Origin of the sequence: Pseudomonas anguilliseptica, from assembly GCF_900105355.1 — a bacterium.
In the GTDB taxonomy this organism is placed as follows: Bacteria; Pseudomonadota; Gammaproteobacteria; order Pseudomonadales; family Pseudomonadaceae; genus Aquipseudomonas; species Aquipseudomonas anguilliseptica.
Genome location: NZ_FNSC01000001.1, coordinates 2,328,772 through 2,354,690, shown reverse-complemented (window position 1 = coordinate 2,354,690; position 25,919 = coordinate 2,328,772). Strand labels below are relative to the sequence as shown.

Annotated in this window: 25 protein-coding genes; 9 read left to right on the top strand and 16 right to left on the bottom strand. The window is 61.2% G+C overall.

Annotated elements, in window-relative coordinates; all coding sequences use genetic code 11:
- The first annotated feature begins 70 nt into the window (after nt 1-70).
- A complete protein-coding gene (locus BLW24_RS11360; RefSeq protein ID WP_090375326.1) occupies nt 71-1,051 on the top strand; it encodes an IS5 family transposase in 981 nt (326 codons plus the stop codon).
- Between the two features lie 146 nt (nt 1,052-1,197).
- On the opposite strand, the gene BLW24_RS11355 is transcribed toward BLW24_RS11360, so the two are convergent.
- Entirely contained in the window at nt 1,198-1,935 is a 738-nt protein-coding gene (locus BLW24_RS11355; RefSeq protein ID WP_090380539.1) for a substrate-binding periplasmic protein, read from the bottom strand.
- Nucleotides 1,936-2,073: 138 nt separating this feature from the next.
- Here BLW24_RS11355 and BLW24_RS11350 point away from each other — a divergent pair, with 138 nt between their 5' ends.
- Entirely contained in the window at nt 2,074-2,640 is a 567-nt protein-coding gene (locus BLW24_RS11350) for a GNAT family N-acetyltransferase (RefSeq protein WP_090380536.1), read from the top strand.
- Between the two features lie 49 nt (nt 2,641-2,689).
- Complete coding sequence (locus tag BLW24_RS11345; protein WP_420875036.1) at nt 2,690-3,880, top strand: BaiN/RdsA family NAD(P)/FAD-dependent oxidoreductase; 1,191 nt, start codon at nt 2,690-2,692, stop codon at nt 3,878-3,880.
- 4 nt (nt 3,881-3,884) lie between these two features.
- On the opposite strand, the gene BLW24_RS11340 is transcribed toward BLW24_RS11345, so the two are convergent.
- Entirely contained in the window at nt 3,885-4,667 is a 783-nt protein-coding gene (locus BLW24_RS11340; protein ID WP_244161145.1) for a substrate-binding periplasmic protein, read from the bottom strand.
- A 171-nt stretch (nt 4,668-4,838) separates the two neighbouring features.
- Between BLW24_RS11340 and yccS the strand changes: the two genes are divergently transcribed.
- Both yccS and BLW24_RS11330 read left to right on the top strand, forming a co-directional pair.
- Nucleotides 4,839-7,010 (top strand): YccS family putative transporter, encoded by a 2,172-nt coding sequence (gene yccS / locus BLW24_RS11335; RefSeq protein ID WP_090380533.1) that lies wholly within the window; start codon nt 4,839-4,841, stop codon nt 7,008-7,010.
- Entirely contained in the window at nt 7,007-7,489 is a 483-nt protein-coding gene (locus tag BLW24_RS11330; RefSeq protein ID WP_090380530.1) for a GreA/GreB family elongation factor, read from the top strand. The genes yccS and BLW24_RS11330 overlap by 4 nt, the downstream gene beginning before the upstream one ends.
- On the opposite strand, the gene BLW24_RS11325 is transcribed toward BLW24_RS11330, so the two are convergent.
- Both BLW24_RS11325 and BLW24_RS11320 read right to left on the bottom strand, forming a co-directional pair.
- On the bottom strand, nt 7,486-8,196 hold the full coding sequence (locus tag BLW24_RS11325; protein ID WP_167360355.1) for a substrate-binding periplasmic protein: 711 nt from the start codon (nt 8,194-8,196) through the stop codon (nt 7,486-7,488). The genes BLW24_RS11330 and BLW24_RS11325 overlap by 4 nt on opposite strands.
- A 103-nt stretch (nt 8,197-8,299) precedes the next feature.
- Nucleotides 8,300-9,391: an IS630 family transposase gene (locus tag BLW24_RS11320; protein WP_090375546.1), complete on the bottom strand. Its 1,092-nt coding sequence runs from the start codon at nt 9,389-9,391 to the stop codon at nt 8,300-8,302.
- Nucleotides 9,392-9,617: 226 nt separating this feature from the next.
- On the opposite strand from BLW24_RS11320, the gene BLW24_RS11315 reads away from it, so the two are divergent.
- Nucleotides 9,618-9,851 carry a DUF2789 domain-containing protein gene (locus BLW24_RS11315; protein WP_090380526.1) on the top strand — a complete coding sequence of 78 codons (234 nt, stop codon included), beginning with the start codon at nt 9,618-9,620 and terminating at the stop codon, nt 9,849-9,851.
- Here the strand turns inward: BLW24_RS11315 and BLW24_RS11310 are convergent.
- The 3 genes from BLW24_RS11310 to BLW24_RS11300 form a co-directional block, all read right to left on the bottom strand.
- Entirely contained in the window at nt 9,834-10,358 is a 525-nt protein-coding gene (locus tag BLW24_RS11310) for a YgjP-like metallopeptidase domain-containing protein (protein ID WP_090380523.1), read from the bottom strand. The genes BLW24_RS11315 and BLW24_RS11310 overlap by 18 nt on opposite strands.
- Nucleotides 10,359-10,448: 90 nt before the next feature.
- Nucleotides 10,449-11,549 (bottom strand): PQQ-dependent sugar dehydrogenase, encoded by a 1,101-nt coding sequence (locus tag BLW24_RS11305; RefSeq protein ID WP_090380521.1) that lies wholly within the window; start codon nt 11,547-11,549, stop codon nt 10,449-10,451.
- A gap of 31 nt (nt 11,550-11,580) precedes the next feature.
- Complete coding sequence (locus BLW24_RS11300; RefSeq protein WP_090380518.1) at nt 11,581-12,036, bottom strand: hypothetical protein; 456 nt, start codon at nt 12,034-12,036, stop codon at nt 11,581-11,583.
- A gap of 178 nt (nt 12,037-12,214) precedes the next feature.
- Between BLW24_RS11300 and BLW24_RS11295 the strand changes: the two genes are divergently transcribed.
- Nucleotides 12,215-13,225, top strand: a complete 1,011-nt coding sequence (locus tag BLW24_RS11295) for an alpha/beta hydrolase (RefSeq protein WP_090380515.1) — start codon at nt 12,215-12,217, stop codon at nt 13,223-13,225.
- 68 nt (nt 13,226-13,293) lie between these two features.
- Here the strand turns inward: BLW24_RS11295 and BLW24_RS11290 are convergent, their stop codons facing one another.
- From BLW24_RS11290 to BLW24_RS11250, 9 genes are all read right to left on the bottom strand, one after another.
- A complete protein-coding gene (locus BLW24_RS11290) occupies nt 13,294-15,363 on the bottom strand; it encodes a collagenase (RefSeq protein WP_090380512.1) in 2,070 nt (689 codons plus the stop codon).
- A gap of 2 nt (nt 15,364-15,365) precedes the next feature.
- Complete coding sequence (locus tag BLW24_RS11285) at nt 15,366-15,794, bottom strand: Ig-like domain-containing protein (protein ID WP_139272659.1); 429 nt, start codon at nt 15,792-15,794, stop codon at nt 15,366-15,368.
- A 188-nt stretch (nt 15,795-15,982) separates the two neighbouring features.
- Nucleotides 15,983-16,420, bottom strand: a complete 438-nt coding sequence (locus tag BLW24_RS11280) for a hypothetical protein (protein ID WP_090380506.1) — start codon at nt 16,418-16,420, stop codon at nt 15,983-15,985.
- Nucleotides 16,421-16,606: 186 nt separating this feature from the next.
- The gene (gene fba, locus BLW24_RS11275; RefSeq protein ID WP_090380503.1) at nt 16,607-17,671 is read right to left on the bottom strand and encodes a class II fructose-bisphosphate aldolase; all 1,065 of its coding nucleotides are present in this window, start codon (nt 17,669-17,671) and stop codon (nt 16,607-16,609) included.
- Between the two features lie 110 nt (nt 17,672-17,781).
- Entirely contained in the window at nt 17,782-18,099 is a 318-nt protein-coding gene (locus BLW24_RS11270; RefSeq protein WP_090387702.1) for an MliC family protein, read from the bottom strand.
- Nucleotides 18,100-18,128: 29 nt separating this feature from the next.
- Nucleotides 18,129-19,292: a phosphoglycerate kinase gene (locus BLW24_RS11265; RefSeq protein WP_090380500.1), complete on the bottom strand. Its 1,164-nt coding sequence runs from the start codon at nt 19,290-19,292 to the stop codon at nt 18,129-18,131.
- A gap of 3 nt (nt 19,293-19,295) precedes the next feature.
- Nucleotides 19,296-20,351 (bottom strand): erythrose-4-phosphate dehydrogenase, encoded by a 1,056-nt coding sequence (gene epd, locus BLW24_RS11260; protein WP_090380497.1) that lies wholly within the window; start codon nt 20,349-20,351, stop codon nt 19,296-19,298.
- A 104-nt stretch (nt 20,352-20,455) separates the two neighbouring features.
- Nucleotides 20,456-22,456, bottom strand: a complete 2,001-nt coding sequence (gene tkt / locus BLW24_RS11255) for a transketolase (RefSeq protein WP_090380494.1) — start codon at nt 22,454-22,456, stop codon at nt 20,456-20,458.
- Nucleotides 22,457-22,594: 138 nt separating this feature from the next.
- Complete coding sequence (locus BLW24_RS11250) at nt 22,595-23,719, bottom strand: TDT family transporter (protein ID WP_090380491.1); 1,125 nt, start codon at nt 23,717-23,719, stop codon at nt 22,595-22,597.
- A gap of 110 nt (nt 23,720-23,829) precedes the next feature.
- Between BLW24_RS11250 and BLW24_RS11245 the strand changes: the two genes are divergently transcribed.
- On the top strand, nt 23,830-24,720 hold the full coding sequence (locus BLW24_RS11245; protein ID WP_090380488.1) for a LysR family transcriptional regulator: 891 nt from the start codon (nt 23,830-23,832) through the stop codon (nt 24,718-24,720).
- Nucleotides 24,721-24,774: 54 nt separating this feature from the next.
- Nucleotides 24,775-25,755, top strand: coding sequence for an IS5 family transposase (locus BLW24_RS11240; protein WP_090375775.1), 981 nt, complete (start codon nt 24,775-24,777; stop codon nt 25,753-25,755).
- The last annotated feature ends 164 nt before the right edge of the window (nt 25,756-25,919 follow it).

The window sequence follows — 25,919 nt, the reverse complement described above, 5'->3', positions numbered from 1 at the left end:
TCTAAGGATGGTCTGAAAAAGACTTCCTGATTTTGGCAAAATATCCGCACTCCACCCGCCGAGTTTTCCGATGAAGCAGATGACCTTCGCCGACGCCGAGTACGCCGGCAAGCGCAAGCAGACCCGCAAAGAATTGTTCCTGATCGAGATGGATCGGGTAGTGCCATGGAAAGGGTTGATCGCTTTGATCGAGCCGCATTATCCAAAGGGTGAAGGCGGCCGACCGTCCTATCCGCTGATGGCGATGCTGCGAGTGCATCTGATGCAAAACTGGTTCGGTTACAGCGATCCGGCGATGGAAGAGGCGCTGTACGAGACCACCATCCTACGCCAGTTTGCCGGGCTGACTCTGGAGCGCATTCCTGACGAAACCACCATCCTCAACTTCCGCCGCTTGCTGGAAAAACACGAACTGGCTGCCGGCATCCTGGCCGTGATCAATGGCTACCTGGGTGACCGTGGTTTGTCGCTGCGCCAAGGCACCATCGTCGATGCCACGCTGATCAACGCGCCGAGTTCAACCAAGAACAAGAACGGTAAGCGTGACCCTGAGATGCACTCAACCAAGAAAGGCAATCAGTATTACTTCGGCATGAAGGCGCACATCGGGGTGGATGACGAGTCTGGCTTGGTGCACAGCGTGGTGGGTACTGCCGCCAACGTGGCGGATGTCACCCAGGTCGATAAGCTGCTGCACGGCGAGGAAAACATGGTGGGGGCCGATGCCGGATATACCGGTGTCGAGAAGCGCCCCGAGCATGAGGGCCGTCAAGTGATCTGGCAGGTTGCAGCACGGCGTAGCACTTACAAGAAACTCGGTAAGCGCAGCGCGCTGTACAAAGCCAAGCGCAAAATCGAGAAGGCCAAGGCCCAAGTGCGAGCCAAGGTCGAGCATCCGTTTCGGGTGATCAAGCGTCAGTTCGGTTATGTGAAGACGCGCTTCCGTGGCCTGGTCAAAAACACGGCGCAACTGGTGACTTTATTCGCGCTGTCAAATCTGTGGATGGCGCGCCGACATTTACTGACGAATGCAGGAGAGGTGCGCCCGTAATGCTGGAAATGGCTGCCGCGAGGTGCTCGCGGCGGCTAAAAACACAGAAATGAGCCGGTAATCTGATCGTTTTTGATCGATTTATCACTTTCGAAATCAGCAGAGGCTGACGTCAGCCAGAAATGCATGGCTACTTCAGAGGATCCCTAGAGCCCGTGACGCTGAAAAATCTGCGCATAGCTGCCATCGGCGCGCATTTCCTCAATCGCCTTGTTGAAGGCATCGGCAATCTGCTGATGCTGCGGATGTTTGCGGCTGACCAGAATATGCAGGCCGTTCTCGCTCAAGGGTTGCGGCAAAAACTCCAACTGATCACGAATCCCGGCCAGGCTACGGCTCAGGTGAAAGCGCGCCACCAGCTCATCTTCCAGGGTCAGTTGCACCCGCCGCGCCTGCAGCATACGCGCGCCCACTTCAAAGCCGACCACGCCGACCTTGGTCAGCCGGCTGTCCTGATCAAACTCGCTGGAATAGGCATAACCGCGCACCACGGCAATGCTGTAGGGGTACAGGTCGGGCAACTGGGTGAACTTGATCTGGCTGCCCTTGCGTTGCAGAAAACGGATGCGGTTGATCAGGTAAGGCTGTGAGTAATGGCCAAACACCGCCCGCTCATCGGTGTACCAGGCGCTGACCGCCACGTCATAGATGCCCTGCTGCAACCCCCGCACCGCGCGCTCCCAAGGTACCTGAGTGTAATTGGTGGAGTAGCCGGCGCGCGTCAGGGCAATGATCACCAGGTCGGAAGCTACGCCGTTGTTTAGCAGCAACTGGTCATTGAACGGCGGCCAAGGGTCCGCCACCAGACGCAAGGTCTCTGCAGCATAGCCATACAGGGGCGCCATCAGCAGCCACGACAGCAGGCAGGCACGCAGTCCATTCATCAACGGCAATTCCAGAGAAAGCAGAAAACTAATCCTAGCTGCCACAGCGCTTTTTGACAGCGTGCTCATAGCAGCGAACACAGCGAAAGCTATTCTGTGCACACAACAACTCAGCACGGCAAACAGGAGTTCCGCCACATGGCGCCACAACAATCCCTATGCATTCACGATGCCACACATGCTGACCTAGAGGCCTTGCAGCGCATCGGCTGCGATACCTACCGTGAGCATTTCAGTGGAATCTGGACGCGCGCGGGGATGCAGCGTTTTCTTTCCGATGATTTCTCAAGCGAGAACCTAGCCAGCTCGCTCGCGGCAACGAACCAGCATCTATGGCTGCTGGCCAAGGACGGGGCCGGCAATACTCAGGGCTTTGCCAAACTCAACTGGAACAGCCGCATGCCACTGCATAACGCAGTGGGCGCAGAACTGCAGAAGATCTACCTGCTCAAGTCCGCGACCGGTAAAGGCTATGGCACGCAGTTACTGAGGGCTATCTGTGAGCGTGCTGCAGCACGCCAACAACAGCGGCTGTGGCTGGATGTTCTAAAGAGCAATCGAGCGGCACAAGCCTTCTACTCACGCTTCGGTTTCCATGCCTGCGGCGAAATCCCATTCAGCACTGACCTGTTCGAAATCGGCATGCAGGTCATGACCTACGACCTCACGTCCCGTCCGCAAGCGCACCCGACAACTTGCAGTTAAGATGCGCGCTGTTTTGCGCCAGCCTTGGCGCGTGTCGCAGGTTGAGGAAATGGCTGTGCTTACACCCCAGGTCGTGATTATTGGCGCCGGAGCCGCCGGGCTTATGTGCGCATTGACGGCTGCCGCGCGCGGCCGTCAGGTGCTGTTGCTGGATCACGCCAATAAGGCCGGCAAGAAAATCCTTATGTCGGGCGGCGGACGCTGCAATTTCACCAATATGTACTGCGAGCCGGGCAACTTTCTCTCGGAAAACCCGCACTTCTGCAAATCCGCCCTGGCACGCTATACCCAGTGGGACTTTATCGGCCTGGTGGCCAAACACGGCGCGCCCTACCACGAGAAGAAACTCGGCCAGCTGTTCTGCGATAACAAGGCCAGCGACATCCTCGGCCTGTTGCTCAGCGAGTGCGATGAAGCCGGCGTGACGCTGCGCCTGGATACATCGGTCAGCGAGATCAGCAAACTGGACAGCGGCTACCAGCTGCAAACCAGCGCAGGCTTGGTACGCTGCGAATCGCTGGTGATCGCCACCGGCGGCCTGTCGATTCCGACCCTCGGCGCCACGGGCTTTGGCTATCAGATAGCCAAGCAGTTCGGTCATACCCTGCTGCCGACCCGCGCCGGCCTGGTGCCATTTACCATCACCGATCCACAACTCAAGGCGCTGTGCAGCGAGCTGTCCGGCACCTCGGTGGAAGACTGCGTGGTGAGCTGCAATGGGCAAAGCTTCAAGGAAAACATCCTGTTTACCCACCGCGGCTTAAGCGGGCCGGCGATTTTGCAGATTTCCTCGTTCTGGCAACCGGGCGACGCCATCAGCATTAACCTACTGCCGCATATTGACCTGCCCGAGTGGCTGGCCGAGCAGCAGCGCGAACGGCCCAACAGCGAGCTGAAGACCCTGCTCGCCGAGCTGTTCACCAAGAAGATGGCCGGTTTTCTGGCCGACAACTGGTTTGTCTCCAAACCCATGAAGCAATACACCCATGCCGAACTCAAGACGATTGCCGAGCAGCTCGGTGATTGGCAACTGGTGCCAGCGGGCACAGAAGGCTACCGCACGGCCGAGGTCACCTTGGGCGGCGTGGACACCCGCGAGGTGTCGTCAAAAACCATGGAGTCGCTGAAATCGCCGGGGCTGTATTTTGTCGGTGAAGTGCTGGATGTGACGGGCCACCTGGGCGGCTTCAACTTCCAGTGGGCCTGGGCTTCTGGCTATGCGGCGGCGCAATTCGCCTGAAACGTCAAAGCTCCGGCCCCGGCCCCGGCGCCAGCGGTGGCAAAGGCACGCCTGGTAGCCATTTCTGGTGGATCGCGGCAAAACTGCCATCGATCTTCATAGTATCGAGCTCACGCTGCCAGCGGCTGATCAGCGCATCATCGGTCTGTTGGGAAAAGGCGATATAGCTGTCGCTGTGCATGTAGTTGAACAGCAACTGCACCTCGTCGGCCTGGATATCGCCCTGCGCCAGCAGTGCATTGAGGCTGAGGTTATCCAGCACCATCAGCTTGACCCGCCCGCGCTTGAGCATGCTCACCATCTGCGCAGGCCCGGTGACCGGGGCAAGGTTGCTAAAGCCCTCGGCCAGAAGGCGCTGGTGGCTGTACCAGTCGCGCGGCACAGCAATTTCGCCATACTCGCGGGCATCGTCCAGACTCTTGATCGACAGAAAAGAACGGCGCAGCGCATAGAAGCTGGTGACATTGCGGGTAATCGGCCCGACCCACTTGAACAGCTGCTCACGCTCACGAGTGCGCATGGTCACGAACAGCCCAGTATTGGCGCGCGTCAGAGCAAGCTGATAACCCCGTGCCCAGGGCACCACACTAATCGGCACACTTTGCCCGGTACGCTGCATGATTGCTTGCACCACTTCGGTGGCCAGGCCAGTCGGCTCGCCGTTCTTGCTGAAGTTGATGGGTGGGTATTCTTCGGTATACAGGCGTAACGGCTGGGCCTGCAGGCTCACGCACAGCAGGCTGACAAACAACAGCGGGAACAGTCCACGCACACAAGTGAACAACATGGCCGATGCCTCGCTAATGAGCAGATAGCTTTAGCGTAGCCCGGTCGCAGTGATTCACATCACGCAACCGATCAGAGCGACATTTTAATCGGCTCGAGCGCCGCTTGCTGCTGCCAAGTCGACACAGACTCCGTTAGGCTGCTACCTGTTACGGTTGATCAAGGTCGGGCTATGCCGTCCACTGCGCTGCGCCACTCGTTTCGTTGCCTCTGGGCCCAGGACAAATTCAGCTACAGCCTGCGGGTGTTTATCGCCCTGAGCGGGGCGCTGCTGCTGTGCTGGTCGCAGGGCTGGATGCATGCGCTGATTCCACTGTTTCTCGGCGTCATCGCCAGCGCCCTGGCGGAAACCGACGACGGCTGGCAGGGCCGCGTGATCGCGCTGCTGGTCACCCTCGGCTGCTTCAGCGTGGCGGCCTATGCGGTGGAATTCCTCTTCCCCTACCCCTGGCTGTTCGTCTGCGCCCTGGCGCTATCGAGCTTTGCCCTGACCATGCTCGGCGCACTGGGCGAACGCTACGCCACCCTCGGTGCGGCCACGCTGATTCTCGCGGTGTACAGCATGATCGGCGTGGAGCAGCGCGGCGGCGCGGCCGGGCTGTGGCAAGAGCCGTTGCTGCTGGTGGCCGGCGCGGCCTGGTATGGCCTGCTGTCGGTGCTGTGGAATGCGCTGTTCGCCAACCAGCCGGTACAGCACAGCCTGGCGCGGCTGTTTCGCGAGCTGGGCCAGTACCTCAAGCTCAAGGCCGCACTGTTAGAACCGCTGCGTCAGCTGGATGTGGAAGAACGCCGCCTGGCCCTGGCCAAACAGAACGGTCGCGTAGTGGCCGCGCTGAATGCGGCCAAGGAAATCATTCTGCACCGGGTCGGCAATGGCCGGCCGGGGCCGAAGGTCAGCCGCTACCTGAAACGGTACTTTCTCGCCCAGGACATTCACGAACGCGCCAGCTCCTCGCACTACCCCTACAACGAGCTGGCCGAGGCGTTCTTTCACAGCGATGTGTTGTTCCGCTGCCAGCGTCTGCTGCGCCTGCATGGCGAAGCCTGTCAGCGTCTGGCCCAGGCCATCGAGCTACGCCAGCCCTTCGAGTACCGCGAGCTGTGCCGCCAGGCGCTGGACGACCTGCACGACTCCCTCGAACACCTGCGCGTGCAGAGCAACCCGGCTTGGCGTCATCTATTGCGCTCGCTCGGTGCCCTGGCTGGCAACCTGCGCAGCCTGGATGCGCTGCTGGGCAACGCCAGCAACCCCGACGCCATGGCGGAGCAGCAGGACAACAGCCTGCTCGACCGTGAGCCGCAGTCGCTGCGCGAGGTGTGGGAGCGTGTGCGCCTGCAACTGACGCCCACCTCGCTGCTGTTTCGCCACGCACTGCGCCTGTCCCTGGCGTTGGCGGCGGGTTACGGCGTGCTGCACTGGATTCACCCGACCCAAGGCTACTGGATTCTGCTGACCACCCTGTTTGTCTGCCAGCCCAACTACGGCGCCACACGGATCAAGCTGGTGCAGCGTATCAGCGGCACCGTGCTCGGCCTGCTGCTCGGCTGGGCGCTGTTCGACCTGTTCCCCAATCCACTGGTGCAAGCGCTGTTCGCGGTGGTCGCCGGGGTGGTGTTCTTTGCCCTGCGCAGCAGCCGCTACACCTTGGCCACCGCCGCCATCACCCTGCTGGTGCTGTTCTGCTTCAACCAGGTCGGCGATGGCTACGGGCTGTTTATTCCACGCCTGGTCGACACCTTGTTCGGCAGCCTGATCGCCGGCCTGGCCGTATTGCTAATCCTGCCGGACTGGCAGGGCCGCCGCCTGAATCGCCTGCTGGCCAGCACCCTGAGCTGCAACAGCCGCTACCTGCAACAGATCATTGCCCAGTACGCCAGCGGCAAGCGTGACGACCTGGCCTATCGCCTGGCCCGGCGTAACGCACACAACGCTGACGCCACACTCTCGACCACCCTGGGCAATATGCTGATGGAGCCGGGGCACTTTCGTAAGGAAGCGGATATCGGCTTTCGCTTTCTGGTGCTCTCGCACACTCTCTTGAGCTACCTCTCGGGCCTTGGCGCACACCGTGGCGAAACCAGCCTGAGTGGCAGCGACAACCCACTGCTGGCCAGCGCCAGCCAGTTGGCCGCCAGCCTGGACGAGATTGCCAGCTGCCTCGACGACGAGCGCCCGGTGGCCATCCACAGTGACGCCGAAGAGCAACTGGCAGCCGCGCTTGAACGCCTCAGCGACGACCTGGATGACTCGCAGCGGCTGGTACAAACCCAGCTGGCGCTGATCTGCCGCCAGCTCGGGGCACTGCGCACCCTGGCGGCGCATCTACTGAAGAAGCAAACATGAACAAAGCCCAGCTGCTGCAACAGGTAATCGCCCGCCTCGAAGATGATCTGCTGCAGGCCCAGCAGGCGGCGTTGACCGCCTATGAAGCGGCGACCCATGAAGAAAATATCGCCGAAAACAAATACGACACCCTCGGCCTGGAGGCGTCCTACCTGGCTACAGGGCAGGCCCGTCGCGCCGCCGCCATTCGTCAGACCCTGGCCAACTGGAAGCAGCTGGTGTTACGCACTTTTGACCCACTACTGGGCATCCAGCTCGGCGCACTGATTGAGTTGAGAGACGATGAAGAGCGCCGCCAATGCCTGTTCCTCGGCCCGGACGGCGCGGCGATGAAACTGCTGCAGGATGGCCAGGCCGTGCAGGTGATTGGCCCGCAAGCACCTCTCGGGCAGATCCTGCTTGGCAAGAGCGTCGGCGACGAAGTGACCCTGCGGCTGGCAAGTGGCGCACAGCTGTTGGAAATTGTGCGAGTCGTTTAAGGAATTTCCACCTGCCAGTCGGCAGCCAACTGCGCCAGCCGGCCCTGTTCAATCATCTGCTGCAGCGCCCGATCGAACTCCTCACGCAAAGGCCGGTAACGCTCATCACGGGGGAAGGCGAAGTAGCCGTCCTGCAGGTCGATCGGCGTTGCTAGCTGCTCAAGCTTGTCAGCCAGCCCCAGCGCCAAAAGCTCCGGCTGGGTATTGCGCTGATTGCTGGCCAGAAGATCCAGGCGGCCGGCGACGAGCATCTTCAGGCCATTCTCGACCCTTTCCACGGTGACCAACTCGAGCTGTTCACGCCGGCTGTCGAAATGCGCCCCATAAGCCCAGGCACGTACCACCCCGATGCGCCGACCGAGCAACTGCTGATAGTCGCCGCGCCAGCGCAACACGCTGCCGCGTTGACAGTAGAAGACGATGTGGTCGCGGTAAAAAGGCCGAGCAGAGAAGGCAAAGAGTTGCTCACGCGCGGCGTTCTTATAGGGCCCGATAAGGATATCGCCCTCCCCGCGCGCCACCATGTGCTGCGCGCGAGCCCAGGGATGCAATTCGAAACGAACCTGATAGCCCAACGGCTCCAGTGTCTGACGCAACACGCTTGTGGCAAGGCCGCTATGGCCGCTGCCGTGCTGCTCGAATACACCGGGAAAATTGCTGCCGACAGCCAACAACTCGCGCGCCGCCAGAGGCGCGATCAGCAGCACGCAGCAACATGCAAGCGACAGCCTGCGCAGAAAACTCGAACACATGGGGGGAGTGGCCTCAGCCATGGGATGGCGGTATCTGCCAGCCTAGTGGCCTGTCTGGTTAATCCAATAACTCATTCCGAATTACAGCCAGCTTTGCTCGATGCACGGAGCTGATAATCGACTCAGCCGTTTTGCTCCAGCGGAACGGCTTAGCCGAATGTTCGTTATGAGCCTCAATGAAGCGACGTATCGCCGCTCTCAGGTCAGCCACGCTGCTGAAGGCATCACGATAAAGCGCCCGTCTTTCCAGTTGCGCAAACCAGCCCTCCACGGCGTTCAGCCACGAGGCGCTGGTCGGTGTGAAGTGCAGCTTGAAACGGGGATGCTTCTCCAGCCATTCCCTGACGGCAGCGGTCTTGTGAGTCGAGCTGTTGTCCAGAATTACATGCAGGTCCAGCTCGGCGGGGGTGCTGCGGTCGATCTGTCGAAGGAACTCCAAAAACTCCTTGGCCCTGTGCCGCTGGGTGATACGGCCGATGACCTTACCCGTCAGGATGTCAAAGGCTGCGTACAGACTGGCCGTACCGTGGCGCTTATAGTCATGCGTCCGCCGCTCAATCTGCCCGGGCTTGAGCGGCAGCATGGGCTGTGTGCGGTCCAGCGCCTGGATCTGTGTTTTTTCGTCAACAGATAGCACCAGGGCGTTGTCGGGCGGATTCAAATAGAGTCCGACGACATCGACCACTTTGTCTGCAAAGTGCGGGTCGTTACTGATCTTGAAGGTTTTCAACCGGTGCGGCTTGAGGTCGGCAGCAGCCCACACCTGTGCGACCTGCCAGATGCTGACCCCAGCGTACTTGGCCATCAACCGTAGGCTCCAGTGGGTAGCTTCGCGCGGGACTCGCTGGGTCGTCAGCGTCAGGATTTCCTTGATCTTCGCTTCGTTGAGCTTGCGAGGCGCTCCACTGCGCCGCAGGTCACTCAGCCCCTCCAGACCGGTCTCCTGGTAGCGTTTACGCCATTTGAAGACCACTGGCGCAGAGACTTGCAGCTGCTCGCTGATCTCCTTGGGCGTGAGACCGTTGGCCAGCAGCAACAGAATTCTGGCCCGCTGGCCGATGCTCTGAGGCAGCGATCCCATGCGTAACCAGCCTTGCAGCATGTCGGCATCACTGGGACTCAAGAAGAATGGGGCTGCTGGCCGGGCCATATGGGAGCTCAATTCATGACGATAGAGCGCGCAGTATACTGGCCCGGCATTGGATTAACGAATTTTACAGACAATTCACTAGCAGGTCAGCCCCGATGCACGCAGCAATGCCCAAGCCCGTTTGGTAAAACACCAGCATGCAGCGGTTCGAGTGCCTGCCTGTCGATAAAGCTGCTATCACTTGATAGTCAGTGTATTCCTTCGCCATCCAACCTCAGGAGCCCCCATGCAAGCACATACCCACAGCCTGCCGTCACTGTTCAAACAACTTGGCCTGGACCATGACCAGGCCAGCATCGACCGTTTTATCAAACAGCACTCGCCTTTACCGGAAGGCTGCCGGTTGGCCGACGCGCCGTTCTGGGACAAGGCGCAAGCAGCCTTTCTGTACGAAGAAATTCTTGAAGATGCTGACTGGGCCGAGGTGGTCGACCAGCTCAACCTACTGCTGCGGGGCTGACAGCGCGCCGGCAGAGCCCGGCAGTTCGCGCCAGGTCAGGTACACCCGCAGGTCGAACTCCAGCTGGTGATAGCCTGGCAGCATATACTCACAAAGCTTGTAGAAGGCCTTGTTGTGCTCGGCCTCTTTCAGGTGCGCCAGCTCGTGCACCACGATCATCTGCAGAAACTCCGGCGCGGCCTCACGGAACAATGAAGCCACGCGGATTTCCTTCTTCGCCTTGAGCTTGCCGCCCTGCACCCGCGAAATCGCCGTGTGCAGACCAAGGGCACGGTGGGTCAGGTCGAGGCGATTGTCGTAGAGCACCTTGTCGATGGCCGGGGCATTGCGCAGGTGCTCCTGTTTGAACCCGTGGATATAGGCGTACAGCGCCTTGTCACTCTGAATCGCGTGCTTGCCGCTGTAGGAACGCGCCAGATAATCACCCAGGCGCTGCTCGGCAATCAGCTGGCGAATCTTGTCTTGCAGCTGGGCCGGGTAACCTTGCAGGTATTTAAGCGGGGTCATGGTCGAATGGCGTGGGCACGATAAGGCCGTGGATTATGCCGCAAGCCGCACGCAACGGGGTGCGGCTTATAGCGCCATTCGGCGGAGCGGTTACTGGCTCGGCAGCACCCGTAGCAGGCGACCATCAGCACTGTCGGTGAGCAGGTACAGCGCACCATCCGGGCCGGCGCGCACGTCGCGAATACGCTCCTCGAGTTCCTCGAACAGTATTTCTTCACCCGCCAGCTTACCGTCCTGCAGTCGAATGCGACGCACGCTGCGTTCGGCCAGGGTCGAAGCGAACAGGTCACCCTGCCACTCGGGGAACAATGCACCGCGGTACTGGGTCAGGCTCGACGGTGCGACCGAGGGCGTCCATTGCAGCAAGGGCTGCTGCAAGCCGGGCAGCTCGGTGTAGGGCGAAATCTGCGCACCGGTGTAATCCACACCGAAGGTAATCAGCGGCCAGCCATAGTTGTTACCGGGCTCGATCAGGTTCAGCTCGTCGCCTCCGCGTGGGCCGTGCTCATGACTGTATAGACGCGGCAATGCGGCGTCATAGACGATGCCCTGCACGTTGCGATGGCCCAGGCTGTAGATCTCCGCCGCCGCGCCGGCCTGGCCCACCAGCGGGTTGTCCTTGGGAATACTGCCATCACGGTTGAGGCGCACGATCTTGCCGAGGTGGTTGCTCGGATCTTGGGCCTGCTCGCGCCAGTCGAAACCATCCCCCAGGGTCAGCACCAGGCTGTTGTCCGGCAGCCAGGCCATGCGCCCACCGTAATGCGCGGCACCGGACTTGGCCGGCTGTGCGCTGAACATCACCTGCACGTCCTGCAGCTGGCCATCGACCAGCCGCGCCTTGCTCAGACGGGTGTTATTGGCCTGGGCAGTGCCGTAGGCGTAACTCAGATAAAGCTGCTGATTGCTGGCGAACTCAGGGTCAAGCAGCACCTCCATCAGCCCGGCCTGGGCCGCGACAAACCCCTCGGGCACTCCGCCGACAGGTTGCGGGTTCAGACTGCCGTCCTGCTCGATGATGCGCAGGCGACCGACTCGTTCGGTGACCAGCATGCGGCCATCCGGCAGGAAGGCCAGCGACCAGGGATGCTCCAGGCCTGCGGTCACGGTTTCGATGCGGTAATCCATGGCGTGCGCCAGGCTGCTGCCAAGCAGACCAAGCAACAACAGGGCGCGGGATGTATTCAACATGGTTCGGGCCTTTTGCTTGCAGAGGGATAAATCAGGATTGCGCAGGCGATGAGCGCCGCACCAGCACAGCAAATAACAGCGCGCCCAGGCTGCCGCAGGCCATCAGCCCGAGGGTGCCGGCCAGGCTGCGGTTGGCGCCGATCAGCGTCGGCATCGGCAGCAGCGCATTGGCCAGCGCCATCGCCGCCAGCACCGCGATGGCTCCGGCCAGGATAAACAGCAGCCAGCGCCCCATTGGCCAGACACGCGCCAGCAGGCTAGCCGCCGGCAAGGCGAAGGTAAAACCGAGGATCACCAGCACCGCGAAGGTCGGGCTAAAGCCCAGCAGGTCGAGGCAGGTAGTCTGCACCCGGACGCCAAGCGGCATGGGCGCGCCAAGAGCCTGCAGGTTGGCCAGATTGAACTGGGTCTGCAGCACAGTGCCCATCACACTCGCCAGCAGCACAGCCAGAAAGAAGTACAACAGAGTGCGCAATTTGCTTGGCATGCAGACAGATATCCAGAGACGGCGGTGGCCCGAGTATGGACCAGCGCGCCGCGCTGCATGTGGCCGGTGTTTTACATGGTTTTACCAAGCCCACAAATGGGCGATAGGCGCAATCAAAGCGCTGTAGCAGAATGCCAGCAGCCATCCTGCCGACAAAAACCCATACAAGAACCGCACGATGAGAAAAGCCCTGCCCTTCTGCGCACTGACTCTGGCGTTGTTAGCCGTAGCATTCAGCCTCGGCCCCGTACCGACAGTCGATACGCAACTCACGCCGATCCAGCTGCCTGCTGACCTCGACCGATACCTGGCCGAGACAGAAGCGCGCTATCCGGACATCACTCCCGGCGCGGAAAAGACCGTCGTCTGGGCCCATCCAGATCAGCGCCAGACCGATCTCGCGATCATCTACCTCCACGGCTACTCGGCTACCCGCCAGGAAACTGCGCCGCTTAGCAGCCAGCTGGCAAAGCAACTGGGCGCCAACCTGTTCTACACCCGCCTTAACGGTCACGGCCGCAGTGGCGCCGCGATGGCCGAAGCGAGCGTGCACGACTGGCTGCAGGACAGCCAGGAGGCTCTGCAGATCGGTCAGCGTTTGGGTAAACAGGTGCTGGTGATCGGCACCTCGACCGGCGCTACCCTCGCCACCTGGCTGGCCTTGCAGGGTGATAACCCGCAGGTGCTGGCCTATGTCATGGTGTCACCGAACTTTGCCCCCAAAAACCCGGCCGCCACTGTGCTCACCTGGCCCTGGGCCACGCACTTTGTGCCCTTGCTGCTGGGCCCGGAACATCAATGGCAACCGCGCAACGCCGAACAGGCGCGTTTCTGGACTCACCGCTACCCGGTACAGGCGCTGCTGCCGATGATGGCGCTGGTGAAATACGTACGCGAGCAGCCGCTGGAGCAGATCAGCGCGCCGATTCTCACTATTTATTCAGCGGACGATCAGGTGGTCAGCCCAGACGAGATCAAGGCCGCATTCACCCGCTTCGGCTCGGCGCACAAGCAATTGATCGCCCTCAAGGATACCCAGGATCCGTCACACCACGTGCTGGCCGGCGACATCCTTTCGCCAAGAGACACCGTACGGGTAAGCCTGGCGATCATGCAGTTCCTAAAAGCCTTGCCAAGTGCGGCGTCATTACCGGCGCACAACGCGGCCCAGCTGCAACCAAGCCCATAAAAAATGCCCGATCCAAGGATACGGGCATGCGTTACCGATCAAACCATAGGCCTTATGCCAGCTGCGCTTCAGTCACGCGGCGGGCGAGCCAAGCTGGCACGCGTGTCCAGCTGACGCTGATGCGCCGTGGCATGCTCAGGCATATCCTGCACGTCACTCAGCTGCGCGGCACTGCGCGGTTGCTGCTGCCAGCTGGCAAGTAGCTGGTCGCGCCACTGCGGATACTGGGCGCCATGCGACCGATTCAGCTCATCCAGCGCCAACCGATAAGCAGCCAGGTCATTGCGGCGCAGGTGCGCAGCCAGTGCCAGATGGCGTGCTGGATCGCGCTCCTGCAGGTAGCGATGCAGGGTGTAGGACCAGTGATAGACCATGCTGCTGCCACTCTCGTAACTCAGCTTGGTAATAGCCTCAAGGCTCGGGCGCTGAGCGGCTGCCACTCGACTGATGTCATTCATGCCACGCTCGAAGTGGCTTCCCCAGGCCAGGTATTCTGCCAACCCTTCTGCCCACCAGGTGGTCAGATTCAATGGATAGTGGCCAAAGGCGCCGTATTGATTGAAGCGACCGTCCAGGTAGTGGACGTACTCATGATTCAGGTTCCACACCTGCCCCGCCTGCACATACGCGAAGAAACGTGGCTGATTACCCGCCAGCCACGGGCTACCTTCCAGGTACATGCCGCCATTGTCGGTGCTGAAGCCATACAGCAGCCCACCGAACTTCTGGTACTGCTCGCGACTGGAGAAGATCACCAGCTCCAACGTCGCATTGAGGTCATCGGCTACCGGCGTCCAGTTGGTCTGCATGATGCGATGGAAGTCCTGCTCCTGCCTGCCCAGGCTCTGGCAGATTTCCAGCATTTGCGTCTGGCTCAATGGCTGCGAGCGCACCTTAAGCGTGGGACCGCAAACGTGCGTTTGTGGCAACACCTGAGCAACTTCAAACTTGTAGCACAGCCCGTTGAACAGACTGCTACAGGCACCGTCGACATCTGCGCGGTAGGCGTAGTCCACGTAATAACTGCGGAAGTTGCTCTTCAGCTCCAAATCATCCAGCACCCCTTGTCCAAGGTGCGCCTGCATCACCTGACGCACGGCACGGTTGTTGCCCTCGCGCCAGACGCCATCACTCAACTGGGCAAGTTTGCCCAAGGCCTCAATCGCGTTCATCACGACAAAGCCATCGCGATTGAGCCACAGCGCATTGCGGCTGCTGGCCAGTTCGGCGATGGCATCGGCAAAGCGGTTGTCCTGGATCAAGGCACTGCGCAATGCGCCTTCAGCCCAGCCAAAACGGTCAAACAGGTTCAGGGTTTCGAATACCGCATCACCGTAACTGCGCTCCTTGCTCAGCTGTGCGGTGTTGCTGAAATGCTGCAATAGCGACTGCAAGCGCGGCAGGTGCCGCACGATGCTGGCACTGGATTGCGGCGTGGCCATCAGCGCACCAAGACCGACAACATAGCCCTCTATCACTTGCCCGGAAGCTTTCTGGTAGGTCAGCAACTCACGCATGTTCGCTACCTGGAACAGGGCGTGTTCCAGCATGCTCAACTGCGTCGGCGTGGCCTTGCTGAAACCCAGGAAGTAGTTATAGGCACGCACGTAGTACAGAAGCTTGTTCAGGTCAGGGTCCTGAATCTGTTGCTGGCGGGCCAGAAAGTCGATGGAAGCCAATACCGCCTCCAGACGACCAGCCTTGGCATGCTGGAAATGCTCGACGAAGAACTCGTTATCCAGCACCTCACGGACCATTGGCGAGAAATCCGCTTTAGTCCGCAGCAAGGGGTCCAGCGGCGGCAGCGTTGGCTGCACCGGTGGTTGCGGTACAACAGGCGGCTCTATAGGGGGTTGCACTGGTGGTGTAACGGGAGGCGTAACAGGCGGTTGCGCGGCGCTACGCAGTTCCAGGCGAACCTTGGTAATGCCGGAGTGGGCATGCTTGCTGTCCCTGATCTGGTAGCTGAAGCTGTCCTGGGCGCTCTGATCACGATAGGCCCGATAGCTATAACGACCGGTTTTAGCATCCAGTTTTAGGCTACCCAAGCGTGGGTAATCAATGATGCTGAACGTCAGCGGATCGCGGTCCGCATCGCGGCCCAGCAAAGTCGCTTCAAACAGCGTACCCGCGTTCACTGCTAGAACCTGACTGGTGGCCTCTGGGGCACGGTTACCGGCCCCGCCGTCAGCAGGCAACAGGCAACAGGCAACAGGTTAAGTTGCACCACGGCAGGTGCCGACCAGCTCTTGCCATCGGTGGCGCGGTATTCAAACTCGTCGTAATGGCCAGTAGCGTTGGCCGTCGGCTGATACTCATAACGCCCAGTGTTCCAGTCCAGCTGGATACGGCCGTACTTGGGCTGCTTGGTAATCGCAAAAGTGATCCGGTCGCCTTCTGCATCGCGTGCCCAGATCCAGCTGGCATTCACTTTGCCAGCTGCGATGTGCTCACTGTGGCCACGCACTTCAGGGGCCTGGTTGACCTCAGCAACCGCCGCGCTCAGCGGGGTCAAAGCCAGGGCTAGCGCGCAGACGTACAGGTCTTTTCTGATTATTTTTCTGAACATAGCGTCATCATCTTGATGAATAGTAAGGGGCGCGGATTCTATCTACCCCCCTACTGCGAAGACGCCAATCACCGCACGTTGCCTGCAACTTAGCCGGCTTTTACCAGTTAAATCCCGAATTTGCGCAACTGCTCGCAACTCAACTGCCAACTCGTTCGTGCCGCAACCCTTGAGGCATCTGCCTCGGGTTACTTCGCTTTATTGACACAAGGCCGAGCATCGGCATGAAACTCACAGGGTTGCCCACGCAAATAACTGCGGTAAACCTGCAAGAGCTGCGCGGCCGTCAGGCGACAAGCCGTTGTCCGGCACTGCGCATTGAAGGCAAAGGCGCTCCGCTCGGCTTCGGCCAGGCGGACATACAACGCCGGCCAGTCGCTGACCGGCGCATCGGCCGGGGTAAACAGCAACCGCCCCTCGCGCTGCACCAGCGGCGCGCCAGCTGCGGCGTAGTCGAAGATGAACAGCAGCGTGCGCGACAGCTTGGTGGTGCACTCCGCGCGAGTAAGGCATTGCTGCGGATCACTCGGCACAACCACTGGCGCAGTCGGCTCGTTCACCGGCGGCTGGCTGGCACAGCCGGCTAATGCCATGAGTACGACCAACAGCGCGATCAACCTCGTCATGAATCTCCCCCCGAATAACAAAAAGCCCCGCATCGGCGGGGCTCTCAGTACAAATTACGCACGATCTTGCGAGCTAGAGCGATACAAGGCGAAAGCAGCCGAGGAAGCGGAGTGTACGAGTTGTACATGAGCATTCCGAGGCTGCTTTCAACGCCGTAGCGCCGACGCGCAGCTGATCGTCTGGGGTTAATTGACCTTGGCGGCCAGCTCACCCTTGGCATAACGCTGGAACATGCCTTCCAGGGAGATCGGTTTGATCTTCGAGGCATTACCGGCGGTGCCGAAGGCTTCGTAACGGGCGATGCAGATGTCGCGCATGGCGGTAACGGTGGCGCCGAAGAACTTGCGCGGGTCGAACTCGCTCGGGTTGGTGGCCATCAGGCGGCGCATGGCACCGGTGGACGCCAGGCGCAGGTCGGTGTCGATGTTGACCTTGCGCACACCGTACTTGATGCCTTCGACGATTTCCTCGACCGGCACGCCGTAGGTTTCTTTGATGTCGCCGCCGTACTGGTTGATGATCGCCAGCCACTCTTGCGGCACCGAGCTCGAGCCGTGCATCACCAGGTGGGTGTTGGGGATGCGCTTGTGGATTTCCTTGATGCGGTCGATGGCGAGGATGTCACCGGTCGGCGGCTTGGTGAACTTGTAGGCGCCGTGGCTGGTGCCGATGGCGATGGCCAGGGCATCGACCTGGGTGCGCTTGACGAAGTCGGCGGCTTCTTCCGGGTCGGTGAGCATCTGGCTGTGATCCAGCACGCCTTCGGCGCCGACGCCGTCTTCTTCGCCGGCCATGCCGGTTTCCAGGCTGCCCAGGCAACCCAGCTCACCTTCCACCGACACGCCGCAGGCGTGGGCAAACGCCACAGTCTGCTGGGTGACGCGCACGTTGTAGTCGTAGTCGGCCGGGGTCTTGCCGTCTTCCTTCAGCGAGCCGTCCATCATCACCGAGCTGAAACCTAGTTGGATCGAACGCTGGCACACGTCGGGGCTGGTGCCGTGGTCCTGGTGCATGCACACCGGGATATGCGGGAATTCTTCGATAGCCGCCAGGATCAGGTGGCGCAGGAACGGCGCACCGGCGTATTTGCGGGCACCGGCGGAAGCCTGGACGATCACCGGAGAATCGGTCTTGTCGGCCGCTTCCATGATCGCGCGCATCTGCTCGAGGTTGTTGACGTTGAAGGCCGGCACGCCGTAGCCGAATTCGGCGGCGTGGTCGAGCATCTGGCGCATGCTGATAAGTGCCATGGTGTTCTTTCTCCCGGTGGGGCTCGTTAATCGTGCAAGCCTGCCGCAGGGGCAGGCGCTATTCAAGTCATTAAGACCGGGGGTGAACCCGGCCTGTGTTCAAGTCATTGTCAGGGTGCCTTGCAGCCGCGGCCGATCAGGTCATCCTTGGCCGTCCAGTAGACCAGCCCTTCTTCGCCCTTGGTATGAAAGGACAACAGGCCGTCGCTGTACAACGCACCCGAACCGGCAGGCTCCTGGGTCAGGCGATAGACGATATCGCCACCGCCCAAACGCACATCAACGGACTCACGGCTGCTGTCGGCAAAACGCCAGAGCACTTCGGTTTGGCTGTCGCACACCCAGCGCGTCCAGTTATCCGACGGTGCCGGCTGACTGGCGCAGGCGCCAAGCAGGCTGAGCAACGTCAGCAGGGTAATCCGCTTCATCATCGGGGCTCGCTCCATGATCAGGCTGCTTATGCCTTAGCGCGTTGTTCCAGCACTTCAACAGCCGGCAATACCTTGCCCTCGACGAACTCGAGGAAGGCGCCGCCACCAGTGGAGATATAGCTGATCTGAGCGCCAACACTGTATTTGTCGATGGCCGCCAGGGTGTCGCCGCCACCGGCGATGGAGAACGCCGGGCTTTCGGCGATGGCCTGGGCCAGCACCTTGGTGCCGTTGCCGAACTGGTCGAACTCGAACACCCCGACCGGGCCGTTCCACAGGATGGTTTTCGAGGATTTCAGCAACTCGGCAAACTGCGCGGCAGTTTGCGGGCCGATATCTAGAATCATGTCGTCTTCAGCCACATCAGCCACCAGCTTGACGGTGGCTTCGGCGTCTTCAGCGAAGGCTTTGGCGACGACCACGTCAACCGGCAGCGGCACGCTGACCTTGGCGGCGATGGCCTTGGCGGCCTCAACCAGATCAGCCTCGTACAGCGACTTGCCTACAGGGAAACCTGCGGCGGCAAGGAAGGTGTTGGCGATACCGCCACCGACGATCAGCTGGTCGCAGATCTGGCTCAGGCTGTTCAGAACGTCGAGCTTGGTCGACACCTTGGAGCCGGCAACGATCGCGGCCATTGGCTTGGCCGGGTTACCCAGCGCCTTGCCCAGGGCTTCCAGCTCGGCCGCCAGCAGCGGGCCGGCGCAGGCGACCTTGGCGAACTTGGCCACACCATGGGTCGAACCCTCAGCGCGGTGAGCGGTACCGAAGGCGTCCATGACGAACACGTCGCACAGCGCTGCGTACTGCTGGGCCAGTTCATCGGCGTTCTTTTTCTCGCCCTTGTTGAAGCGCACGTTCTCGAACAACACGATCTCGCCCGCCTTGAGCTCAACGCCGCCGAGGTAATCTTTTACCAGCGGTACGTCGCGGCCCAAGGCCTTGCTCAGGTAGGCCGCGACCGGCGCCAGGCTGTTCTCTTCGCTGAATTCGCCCTCGGTCGGACGCCCCAGGTGCGAGCAGACCATGACCGCTGCGCCCTTCTCCAATGCCAGTTTGATGGTCGGCAGGGAGGCGAGGATGCGCGCGGCGCTCTTCACCGCGCCGTCTTTTACCGGCACGTTGAGGTCTTCGCGGATCAGCACGCGCTTACCGGCGAGGTCGAGGTCGGTCATCTTCAGAACGGTCATAGTTCAGTCCTTCACGGGGGCTGGAGTAGTCAGGGAGAGAAAGTGTTCGGCGACATCGAGCATGCGGTTGGCAAACCCCCACTCGTTGTCGAACCAGGCCAGCAGGTTGACCAGACGCGGCCCGGAGACGCGGGTCTGGCTGCCATCGACGATGGCCGAGTGCGGGTCATGGTTGAAGTCGCAACTGGCGTGCGGCAGTTCGGTGTAGGCCAGCAAGCCCTTGAGCGGGCCGCTTTCCGCGGCCTGGCGCAACACGCGGTTGATCTCCTCGGTGGAGGTGTCACGCGCGGTCTGCAGGGTGATGTCCAAGCACGAGACATTCACCGTCGGCACACGAATGGCTTTGGCCTGGATACGCCCGCTGAGTTCCGGCAGCAGGCGCTCGACACCACGGGCCAGGCCAGTAGACACCGGAATCACCGACTGAAAGGCCGAGCGCGTGCGGCGCAGGTCTTCGTGGTGGTAGGCGTCGATTACCGGCTGGTCGTTCATCGCCGAGTGGATGGTGGTGATCGACACATAGTCGATGCCCACCGTCTCATTCAGCAGCTTGAGCAGCGGTACGCCGCAGTTGGTGGTGCAGGAGGCGTTGGACACCAGTAGCTCGGCGCCGCTCAGGCAATCCTGATTGACCCCGTAGACCACCGTGGCGTCGATATCGGCTTCACTGGCCATCGGTTGTGACAGCAGCACGCGCGGCGCGCCAGCCTCAATAAAGCGCTGCGCTTCGCTGCGGCTGGTGTATTGACCGGAGCATTCGAGCAGCAGGTCGATATCCAGCGCTGCCCAGTCGATGGCTTCCGGGCTGGCCTGACGCAGTACTTTTACGCAGTCGCCGTTGATATGCAGGCAATCGCCGTCGACCTTCACCTCACCGGGGAAACGCCCATGAGTGGAGTCGAAACGGGTCAGGTATTCGATGCTGGCCTGTTCGGCAAGATCATTCAGCGCGACGATTTCCAACTGCGCTCCCGCACCGCGCTCATGCAACGCGCGCAGCACGCAGCGGCCAATACGGCCGTAACCGTTGAGGGCAATTCGATAGGGGCGCTTGGACATAGGAGGTCTCGGATGAGCCGTAGGGAGGATCGCGCTTTATCGATCCACCGCCTGGGTGACGGTGGATGAAAAGAGCGTCATCCACCCTACTGCGTCGTTCTCACTCAGGCGTCGAGCAGCTCGGCGGCGGTTTCCAGGATGTTTTCGACGGTAAAGCCGAACTCCTCGAACAGCGCCGGCGCCGGGGCCGACTCACCGAAGGTGGTCATGCCGATGATGCGACCCTCCAGACCCACGTACTTGTACCAGTAGTCGGCATGCGAGGCTTCGATGGCGATACGCGCGCTGACCTGCAGCGGCAGTACGGCCTGCTTGTAGCCGGCGTCCTGCTGGTCGAACACGCTGGTCGATGGCATCGACACGACGCGCACCTTGCGGCCCTGCTCTTCCAGCTTGGCCGCCGCCTGCATGGCCAGACCGACTTCCGAACCGGTGGCGATCAGGATCAGCTCCGGCTCGCCGGCGCAGTCTTTCAGCACATAACCACCGCGGGCGACATCCGCCAGCTGCTGAGCATCGCGGCTCTGGTGCGGCAGGTTCTGCCGACTGAAGATCAGCGCGCTCGGGCCGTCGTTGCGCTCAATGGCGTATTTCCACGCCACGGCAGACTCAACGGCGTCGCATGGGCGCCAGGTGTCGAGGTTCGGCGTGCCGCGCAGGCTGGCCAGCTGCTCGATTGGCTGGTGAGTCGGGCCGTCTTCGCCCAGACCAATGGAGTCGTGGGTGAACACATAGAGCACACGCTGTTTCATCAGCGCCGACATGCGCACCGCGTTGCGCGCGTATTCCATAAAGATCAGGAAGGTCGCGCCGTAGGGCACGAAGCCACCGTGCAGGGCCACGCCGTTCATGATCGAGCTCATGCCGAACTCGCGCACGCCGTAGAACATGTAGTTGCCAGACGCGTCGTCTGCCGACACACCCTTGCAGCCTTTCCACAGGGTCAGGTTGGAGCCGGCCAGGTCCGCCGAGCCACCGAGGAATTCCGGCAGCAATGGGCCAAAGGCATTCAGGGTGTTCTGGCTGGCCTTGCGGCTGGCAATGGTTTCGCCCTTCTCGGCGACGTCCTTGATATAGGCAGCGGCTTTCTCGGCGAAATCAGCCGGCAGCTCACCGCTGATACGGCGTTTGAACTCGCTGGCCAGCTCCGGGTAGGCGGCGGCGTAAGCAGCGAACTTGTCGTTCCAGGCCGCTTCGGCAGCGGCACCGGCTTGTTTGGCATCCCACTCGGCGTAGATATCCGCCGGGATTTCGAACGGGCCATGGTTCCAGCCCAGGGTGGCGCGGGTCAGGGCGATTTCATCGTTGCCCAGCGGTGCGCCGTGGCACTCTTCCTTGCCCTGCTTGTTCGGCGAACCGAAGCCGATAGTGGTCTTGCAGCAGATCAGGGTCGGACGGTCGCTGGTCTTGCGTGCGGTCTCGATGGCCATCTTGATTTCGTCGGCGTCGTGGCCGTCGACATTGCGGATCACCTGCCAGCCGTAGGCTTCGAAACGCGCCGGGGTGTCGTCGGTGAACCAGCCTTCGACTTCGCCGTCGATGGAGATGCCGTTGTCGTCATAGAACGCCACCAGCTTGCCCAGGCCCAGGGTGCCGGCCAAGGAGCAGACTTCGTGGCTGATGCCTTCCATCATGCAGCCGTCGCCGAGGAAGGCGTAGGTGAAGTGGCCAACGATCTGGTGGCCGTCACGGTTAAACTGCGCGCCCAGTACCTTCTCGGCAATGGCGAAACCGACGGCATTGGCAATACCCTGACCCAGCGGGCCAGTGGTGGTTTCCACGCCTGGGGTGTAGCCGTATTCCGGGTGCCCCGGGGTGCGGCTGTGCAGCTGGCGGAAGTTTTTCAGGTCTTCGATGCCCAGGTCGTAGCCGGTCAGGTGCAGTAGCGAGTAGATCAACATCGAGCCGTGGCCGTTGGACAGCACAAAGCGGTCACGGTCGGCGAAGTTCGGGTTGCTCGGGTTGTGCTTAAGGAAGTCACGCCACAGCACTTCGGCGATATCCGCCATGCCCATCGGGGCACCGGGGTGGCCGCTGTTGGCTTTCTGCACGGCATCCATGCTGAGGGCACGAATGGCATTGGCTCGCTCACGACGGCTGGGCATCACTGAATCTCCTGCGGGGGCTGCTTGGGCAACTGAGGGTCGAAAAAGGCGGCTATTTTCGCCCAGCGGCGCCATGGGGGCAATCACAGATGGTCGTTAACCCCAGACAATCAGCGATTAGCCCCCCGGCCAGCCGCCTCAAATCGATGCTTGCGTGGCCAGACAGGGGGCGCGAAACAGCTCACCGTGCCACAAACCGTGCAGCGTACGGCGCATCACCAGCACCCAGACCAGCACCAGCTTGGCTGCCAGCAGCAGGCCCACCCAGGTGAAGAAAGCCAGGCCGGTCATCTGCTGCAGGGCAACGGTGGCCAGGGTGAACACCCCCAGCGGGAAGGTGAACCCCCACCAGCCCAGGTTAAAGGGCAGCTCACGGCGCAGGTAGTGCTGGGTAAACAGACTGGCCGCCACCAGCCACCACAGCCCTGCACCCCACAGCGCCAACCCACCGACCAGGCCCAGCTGCTGCGCCATCTCGGCCGCACCCTGCAAGGCCGTCCCCTGCCAGGCCTGCGGCGCCGCCTGCCCCAGGTTGATCAAGCCCAGGCAACCGGTGGCCAGCGGCCCCAGTGGCAACCAGCTGCTGGCAGCAAAATCCATATCCGGCAACTTGTGCAGAGCCAAGCGCAGCAGCACCAGAGCGATCAGGGCAAATGCCAGGCTCAGCGACAAGCCCCACAACACATAGCCCAGACTGAGCAGCAATTGCGCCGGCTCCGCCGCTAGGTGCGGTGCCAGTGCCGCCGCGCCGCTGGCCACCACTTCGGGTGCGACAATCGGCAGCAGCCAGACCCCGGTCAGGGTTTCCAGCACATGCTTCTGCCGGGTGAACATCAAATAGGGCACGCCAAGCGCAGCGCCCAGGGCCAAGACCAGCGCCAGCCACCACAAGCCATGAGCCAGCGTCACGAGGGCGGCGCCATGCAGCGGCACGACAAACAGCAGCAAGCCGTTGATCACCTGCACCAGCCCCATGGGGATCGCGCCGAGAAACATCGACTGCACCGGGTGATCGAGCATCGGCCACAGAGTGTCGCGAAACAGCAGCAGGCGCGCGGCAAACAGCACACTGAACAGACCAAACAGCAACACCGTAAGCCACCACAGGCCTTCGGCCAGCAGCATCTGCCCCGGGAAAGACAGCGGCAACTTGGCCACCACCTGAGCCAGCACGCCGGTGCCCATGGTCATGGCAAACCAGCTGGGGGTGAATTGACGAACAAAAGCCAGCGGCTCATGCAAACGGGTAAAGGGGCGCAACATCACGGCATTCCTCACAGACAATCGCTACTGGCGATCCATGACTGGGAGATTAGGCAGACGCGTGCTATAGGTAAAATACATATAAAAGATACAAGGCATACCTTCTATTTATGAACCTGCACCACCTCAAGGTCTTTCTCGCCATCGCCCAGACCGGCAGCATCAGCGCGGGAGCCGCCCGCCTGTTTATCAGTCAGCCGGCGGTGACCCGCGAGATACGCGAGCTGGAAGCCCGCCTGCGCTTGCCACTGTTCGACCGACAAAGCCGTGGCGTCACCCTGACCGCCGCCGGGCAACGCCTGCTGCCCTATGCCGAGCGCATCTTTGCCCTGGAGCAGGCCGCCGAGCGCGACCTGCAAGCCTTCGCCAACCTCGGCTGCGGCGAGTTGCACCTGGGCGCCAGCGCCACCCTCGGCAGCTACCTGCTGCCAACGCTGATCGCGGCCTTTCATCAGCAGTACCCCGACCTGCAGCTGAGCCTGCAGATCGACAACACCGCAGCCTGCCTGCAACAACTGGAAGACAACGCCATCACCCTGGCCTTTATCGAAGGGCCATTCACCGCGGAGCAGTTCAATCACCGCCACCTGGGCACGGATGCGTTGCTGCCCGTCGCCAGCCCCAAGCATCCGCTGGCCAAGCAGGCGAGCGTCAGCCCGGTTGAGCTGGCCGACGCCGCCCTGCTGATCCGTGAACAGGGGTCCGGCACCCGCGCCACCCTGGAGCAGGCTTACCAGGCACTCGGCCTGCAACCGCGTATCGCCATGGCCCTGGGCAACAGTGAGGCGCTGAAACGCAGCCTGCTGGCCGGCCAGACCGTGGCCTGGATTTCCGGACTGGCGGTGCAGGAGGAGTTGCGCAGCGGACAGCTGTGCCATCTGCCCGTCCGCGACTTACAGATCAGCCGCGATCTGCATGCCATCTGGCGCCGCGAACACAGCCTGAGTCCCTCAGCGAACGCACTGCTGGAACAGGTCGAACAGGCACTAAGGAAACCCTGAAGAAGACTTCCTGAATTTGGCAAAATACCTGAACTCCACCCGCCGAGTTTTCCGATGAAGCAGATGACCTTCGCCGACGCCGAGTACGCCGGCAAGCGCAAGCAAACCCGCAAAGAGCTGTTCCTGATCGAGATGGATCAGGTTGTGCCGTGGAAGGGTTTGATTGCCTTGATCGAACCGCATTACCCCAAGGGTGAAGGCGGACGTCCAGCCTATCCGCTGATGGCGATGTTACGGGTTCATTTGATGCAGAACTGGTTCGGCTACAGCGACCCGGCGATGGAGGAGGCTCTGTACGAGACCACCATCCTGCGCCAGTTTGCGGGTCTGAGCCTGGAGCGCATTCCCGACGAAACCACCATCCTCAACTTCCGCCGATTGCTGGAGAAACACGAACTGGCTGCGGGCATCTTGGCCGTCATCAATGGCTATTTGGGTGACCGCGGTTTGTCATTGCGCCAAGGCACCATCGTCGATGCCACGCTGATCAATGCGCCGAGTTCGACCAAGAACAAGGACGGTAAGCGTGACCCGGAAATGCACCAGACCAAGAAGGGAAACCAGTATTACTTCGGCATGAAGGCGCACATCGGCGTCGATGACGAGTCGGGTTTAGTGCATAGCGTGGTCGGCACGGCAGCCAATGTTGCAGACGTTACTCAGGTCGACAAGCTGCTACACGGCAAAGAAAACATGGTGGGTGCCGACGCGGGTTACACCGGCGTAGAGAAGCGGCCAGAACATGAAGGCCGTGAAGTGATCTGGCAGATCGCAGCCCGCCGCAGTACGTACAACACGTTGAGTAAGCGCAGCGCGCTGTACAAAGCCAAGCGCAAGATCGAGAAGGCCAAGGCGCAAGTTCGCGCCAAGGTCGAGCACCCGTTCCGGGTGATCAAGCGTCAGTTCGGTTATGTGAAGACGCGTTTCCGTGGCCTGGCCAAAAACACCGCACAACTGGTAACGCTGTTCGCCCTGTCGAACCTGTGGATGGCCCGTCGACATTTGCTGACGAATGCAGGAGAGGTGCGCCTGTAATGTGGGAAATGACCGCTGCGAGGTGCTCGCGGCGGCCAGAAACACCGAAATGAGCGGATGACTTGATCGTTTTTGATCAGTTTTCCGCTTTCAAAATCAGCGGAGGCTGAAGTTGACCGGAAATACAGGGCTACTTCAGACCATCCCTTGCTGGATAAAAAGTG

Bases quoted from the DNA above. Each gene is read 5' to 3' on its own strand.
- BLW24_RS11360 (WP_090375326.1), top strand. From the start codon at position 71: ATGAAGCAGATGACCTTCGCCGACGCCGAGTACGCCGGCAAGCGCAAG.
- BLW24_RS11355 (WP_090380539.1), bottom strand. From the start codon at position 1,935: ATGAATGGACTGCGTGCCTGCCTGCTGTCGTGGCTGCTGATGGCGCCC.
- BLW24_RS11350 (WP_090380536.1), top strand. From the start codon at position 2,074: ATGGCGCCACAACAATCCCTATGCATTCACGATGCCACACATGCTGAC.
- BLW24_RS11345 (WP_420875036.1), top strand. From the start codon at position 2,690: ATGGCTGTGCTTACACCCCAGGTCGTGATTATTGGCGCCGGAGCCGCC.
- BLW24_RS11340 (WP_244161145.1), bottom strand. From the start codon at position 4,667: ATGTTGTTCACTTGTGTGCGTGGACTGTTCCCGCTGTTGTTTGTCAGC.
- yccS (WP_090380533.1), top strand. From the start codon at position 4,839: ATGCCGTCCACTGCGCTGCGCCACTCGTTTCGTTGCCTCTGGGCCCAG.
- BLW24_RS11330 (WP_090380530.1), top strand. From the start codon at position 7,007: ATGAACAAAGCCCAGCTGCTGCAACAGGTAATCGCCCGCCTCGAAGAT.
- BLW24_RS11320 (WP_090375546.1), bottom strand. From the start codon at position 9,391: ATGGCCCGGCCAGCAGCCCCATTCTTCTTGAGTCCCAGTGATGCCGAC.
- BLW24_RS11315 (WP_090380526.1), top strand. From the start codon at position 9,618: ATGCAAGCACATACCCACAGCCTGCCGTCACTGTTCAAACAACTTGGC.
- BLW24_RS11310 (WP_090380523.1), bottom strand. From the start codon at position 10,358: ATGACCCCGCTTAAATACCTGCAAGGTTACCCGGCCCAGCTGCAAGAC.
- BLW24_RS11305 (WP_090380521.1), bottom strand. From the start codon at position 11,549: ATGTTGAATACATCCCGCGCCCTGTTGTTGCTTGGTCTGCTTGGCAGC.
- BLW24_RS11300 (WP_090380518.1), bottom strand. From the start codon at position 12,036: ATGCCAAGCAAATTGCGCACTCTGTTGTACTTCTTTCTGGCTGTGCTG.
- BLW24_RS11295 (WP_090380515.1), top strand. From the start codon at position 12,215: ATGAGAAAAGCCCTGCCCTTCTGCGCACTGACTCTGGCGTTGTTAGCC.
- BLW24_RS11285 (WP_139272659.1), bottom strand. From the start codon at position 15,794: ATGTTCAGAAAAATAATCAGAAAAGACCTGTACGTCTGCGCGCTAGCC.
- BLW24_RS11280 (WP_090380506.1), bottom strand. From the start codon at position 16,420: ATGACGAGGTTGATCGCGCTGTTGGTCGTACTCATGGCATTAGCCGGC.
- fba (WP_090380503.1), bottom strand. From the start codon at position 17,671: ATGGCACTTATCAGCATGCGCCAGATGCTCGACCACGCCGCCGAATTC.
- BLW24_RS11270 (WP_090387702.1), bottom strand. From the start codon at position 18,099: ATGAAGCGGATTACCCTGCTGACGTTGCTCAGCCTGCTTGGCGCCTGC.
- BLW24_RS11265 (WP_090380500.1), bottom strand. From the start codon at position 19,292: ATGACCGTTCTGAAGATGACCGACCTCGACCTCGCCGGTAAGCGCGTG.
- epd (WP_090380497.1), bottom strand. From the start codon at position 20,351: ATGTCCAAGCGCCCCTATCGAATTGCCCTCAACGGTTACGGCCGTATT.
- tkt (WP_090380494.1), bottom strand. From the start codon at position 22,456: ATGCCCAGCCGTCGTGAGCGAGCCAATGCCATTCGTGCCCTCAGCATG.
- BLW24_RS11250 (WP_090380491.1), bottom strand. From the start codon at position 23,719: ATGTTGCGCCCCTTTACCCGTTTGCATGAGCCGCTGGCTTTTGTTCGT.
- BLW24_RS11245 (WP_090380488.1), top strand. From the start codon at position 23,830: ATGAACCTGCACCACCTCAAGGTCTTTCTCGCCATCGCCCAGACCGGC.
- BLW24_RS11240 (WP_090375775.1), top strand. From the start codon at position 24,775: ATGAAGCAGATGACCTTCGCCGACGCCGAGTACGCCGGCAAGCGCAAG.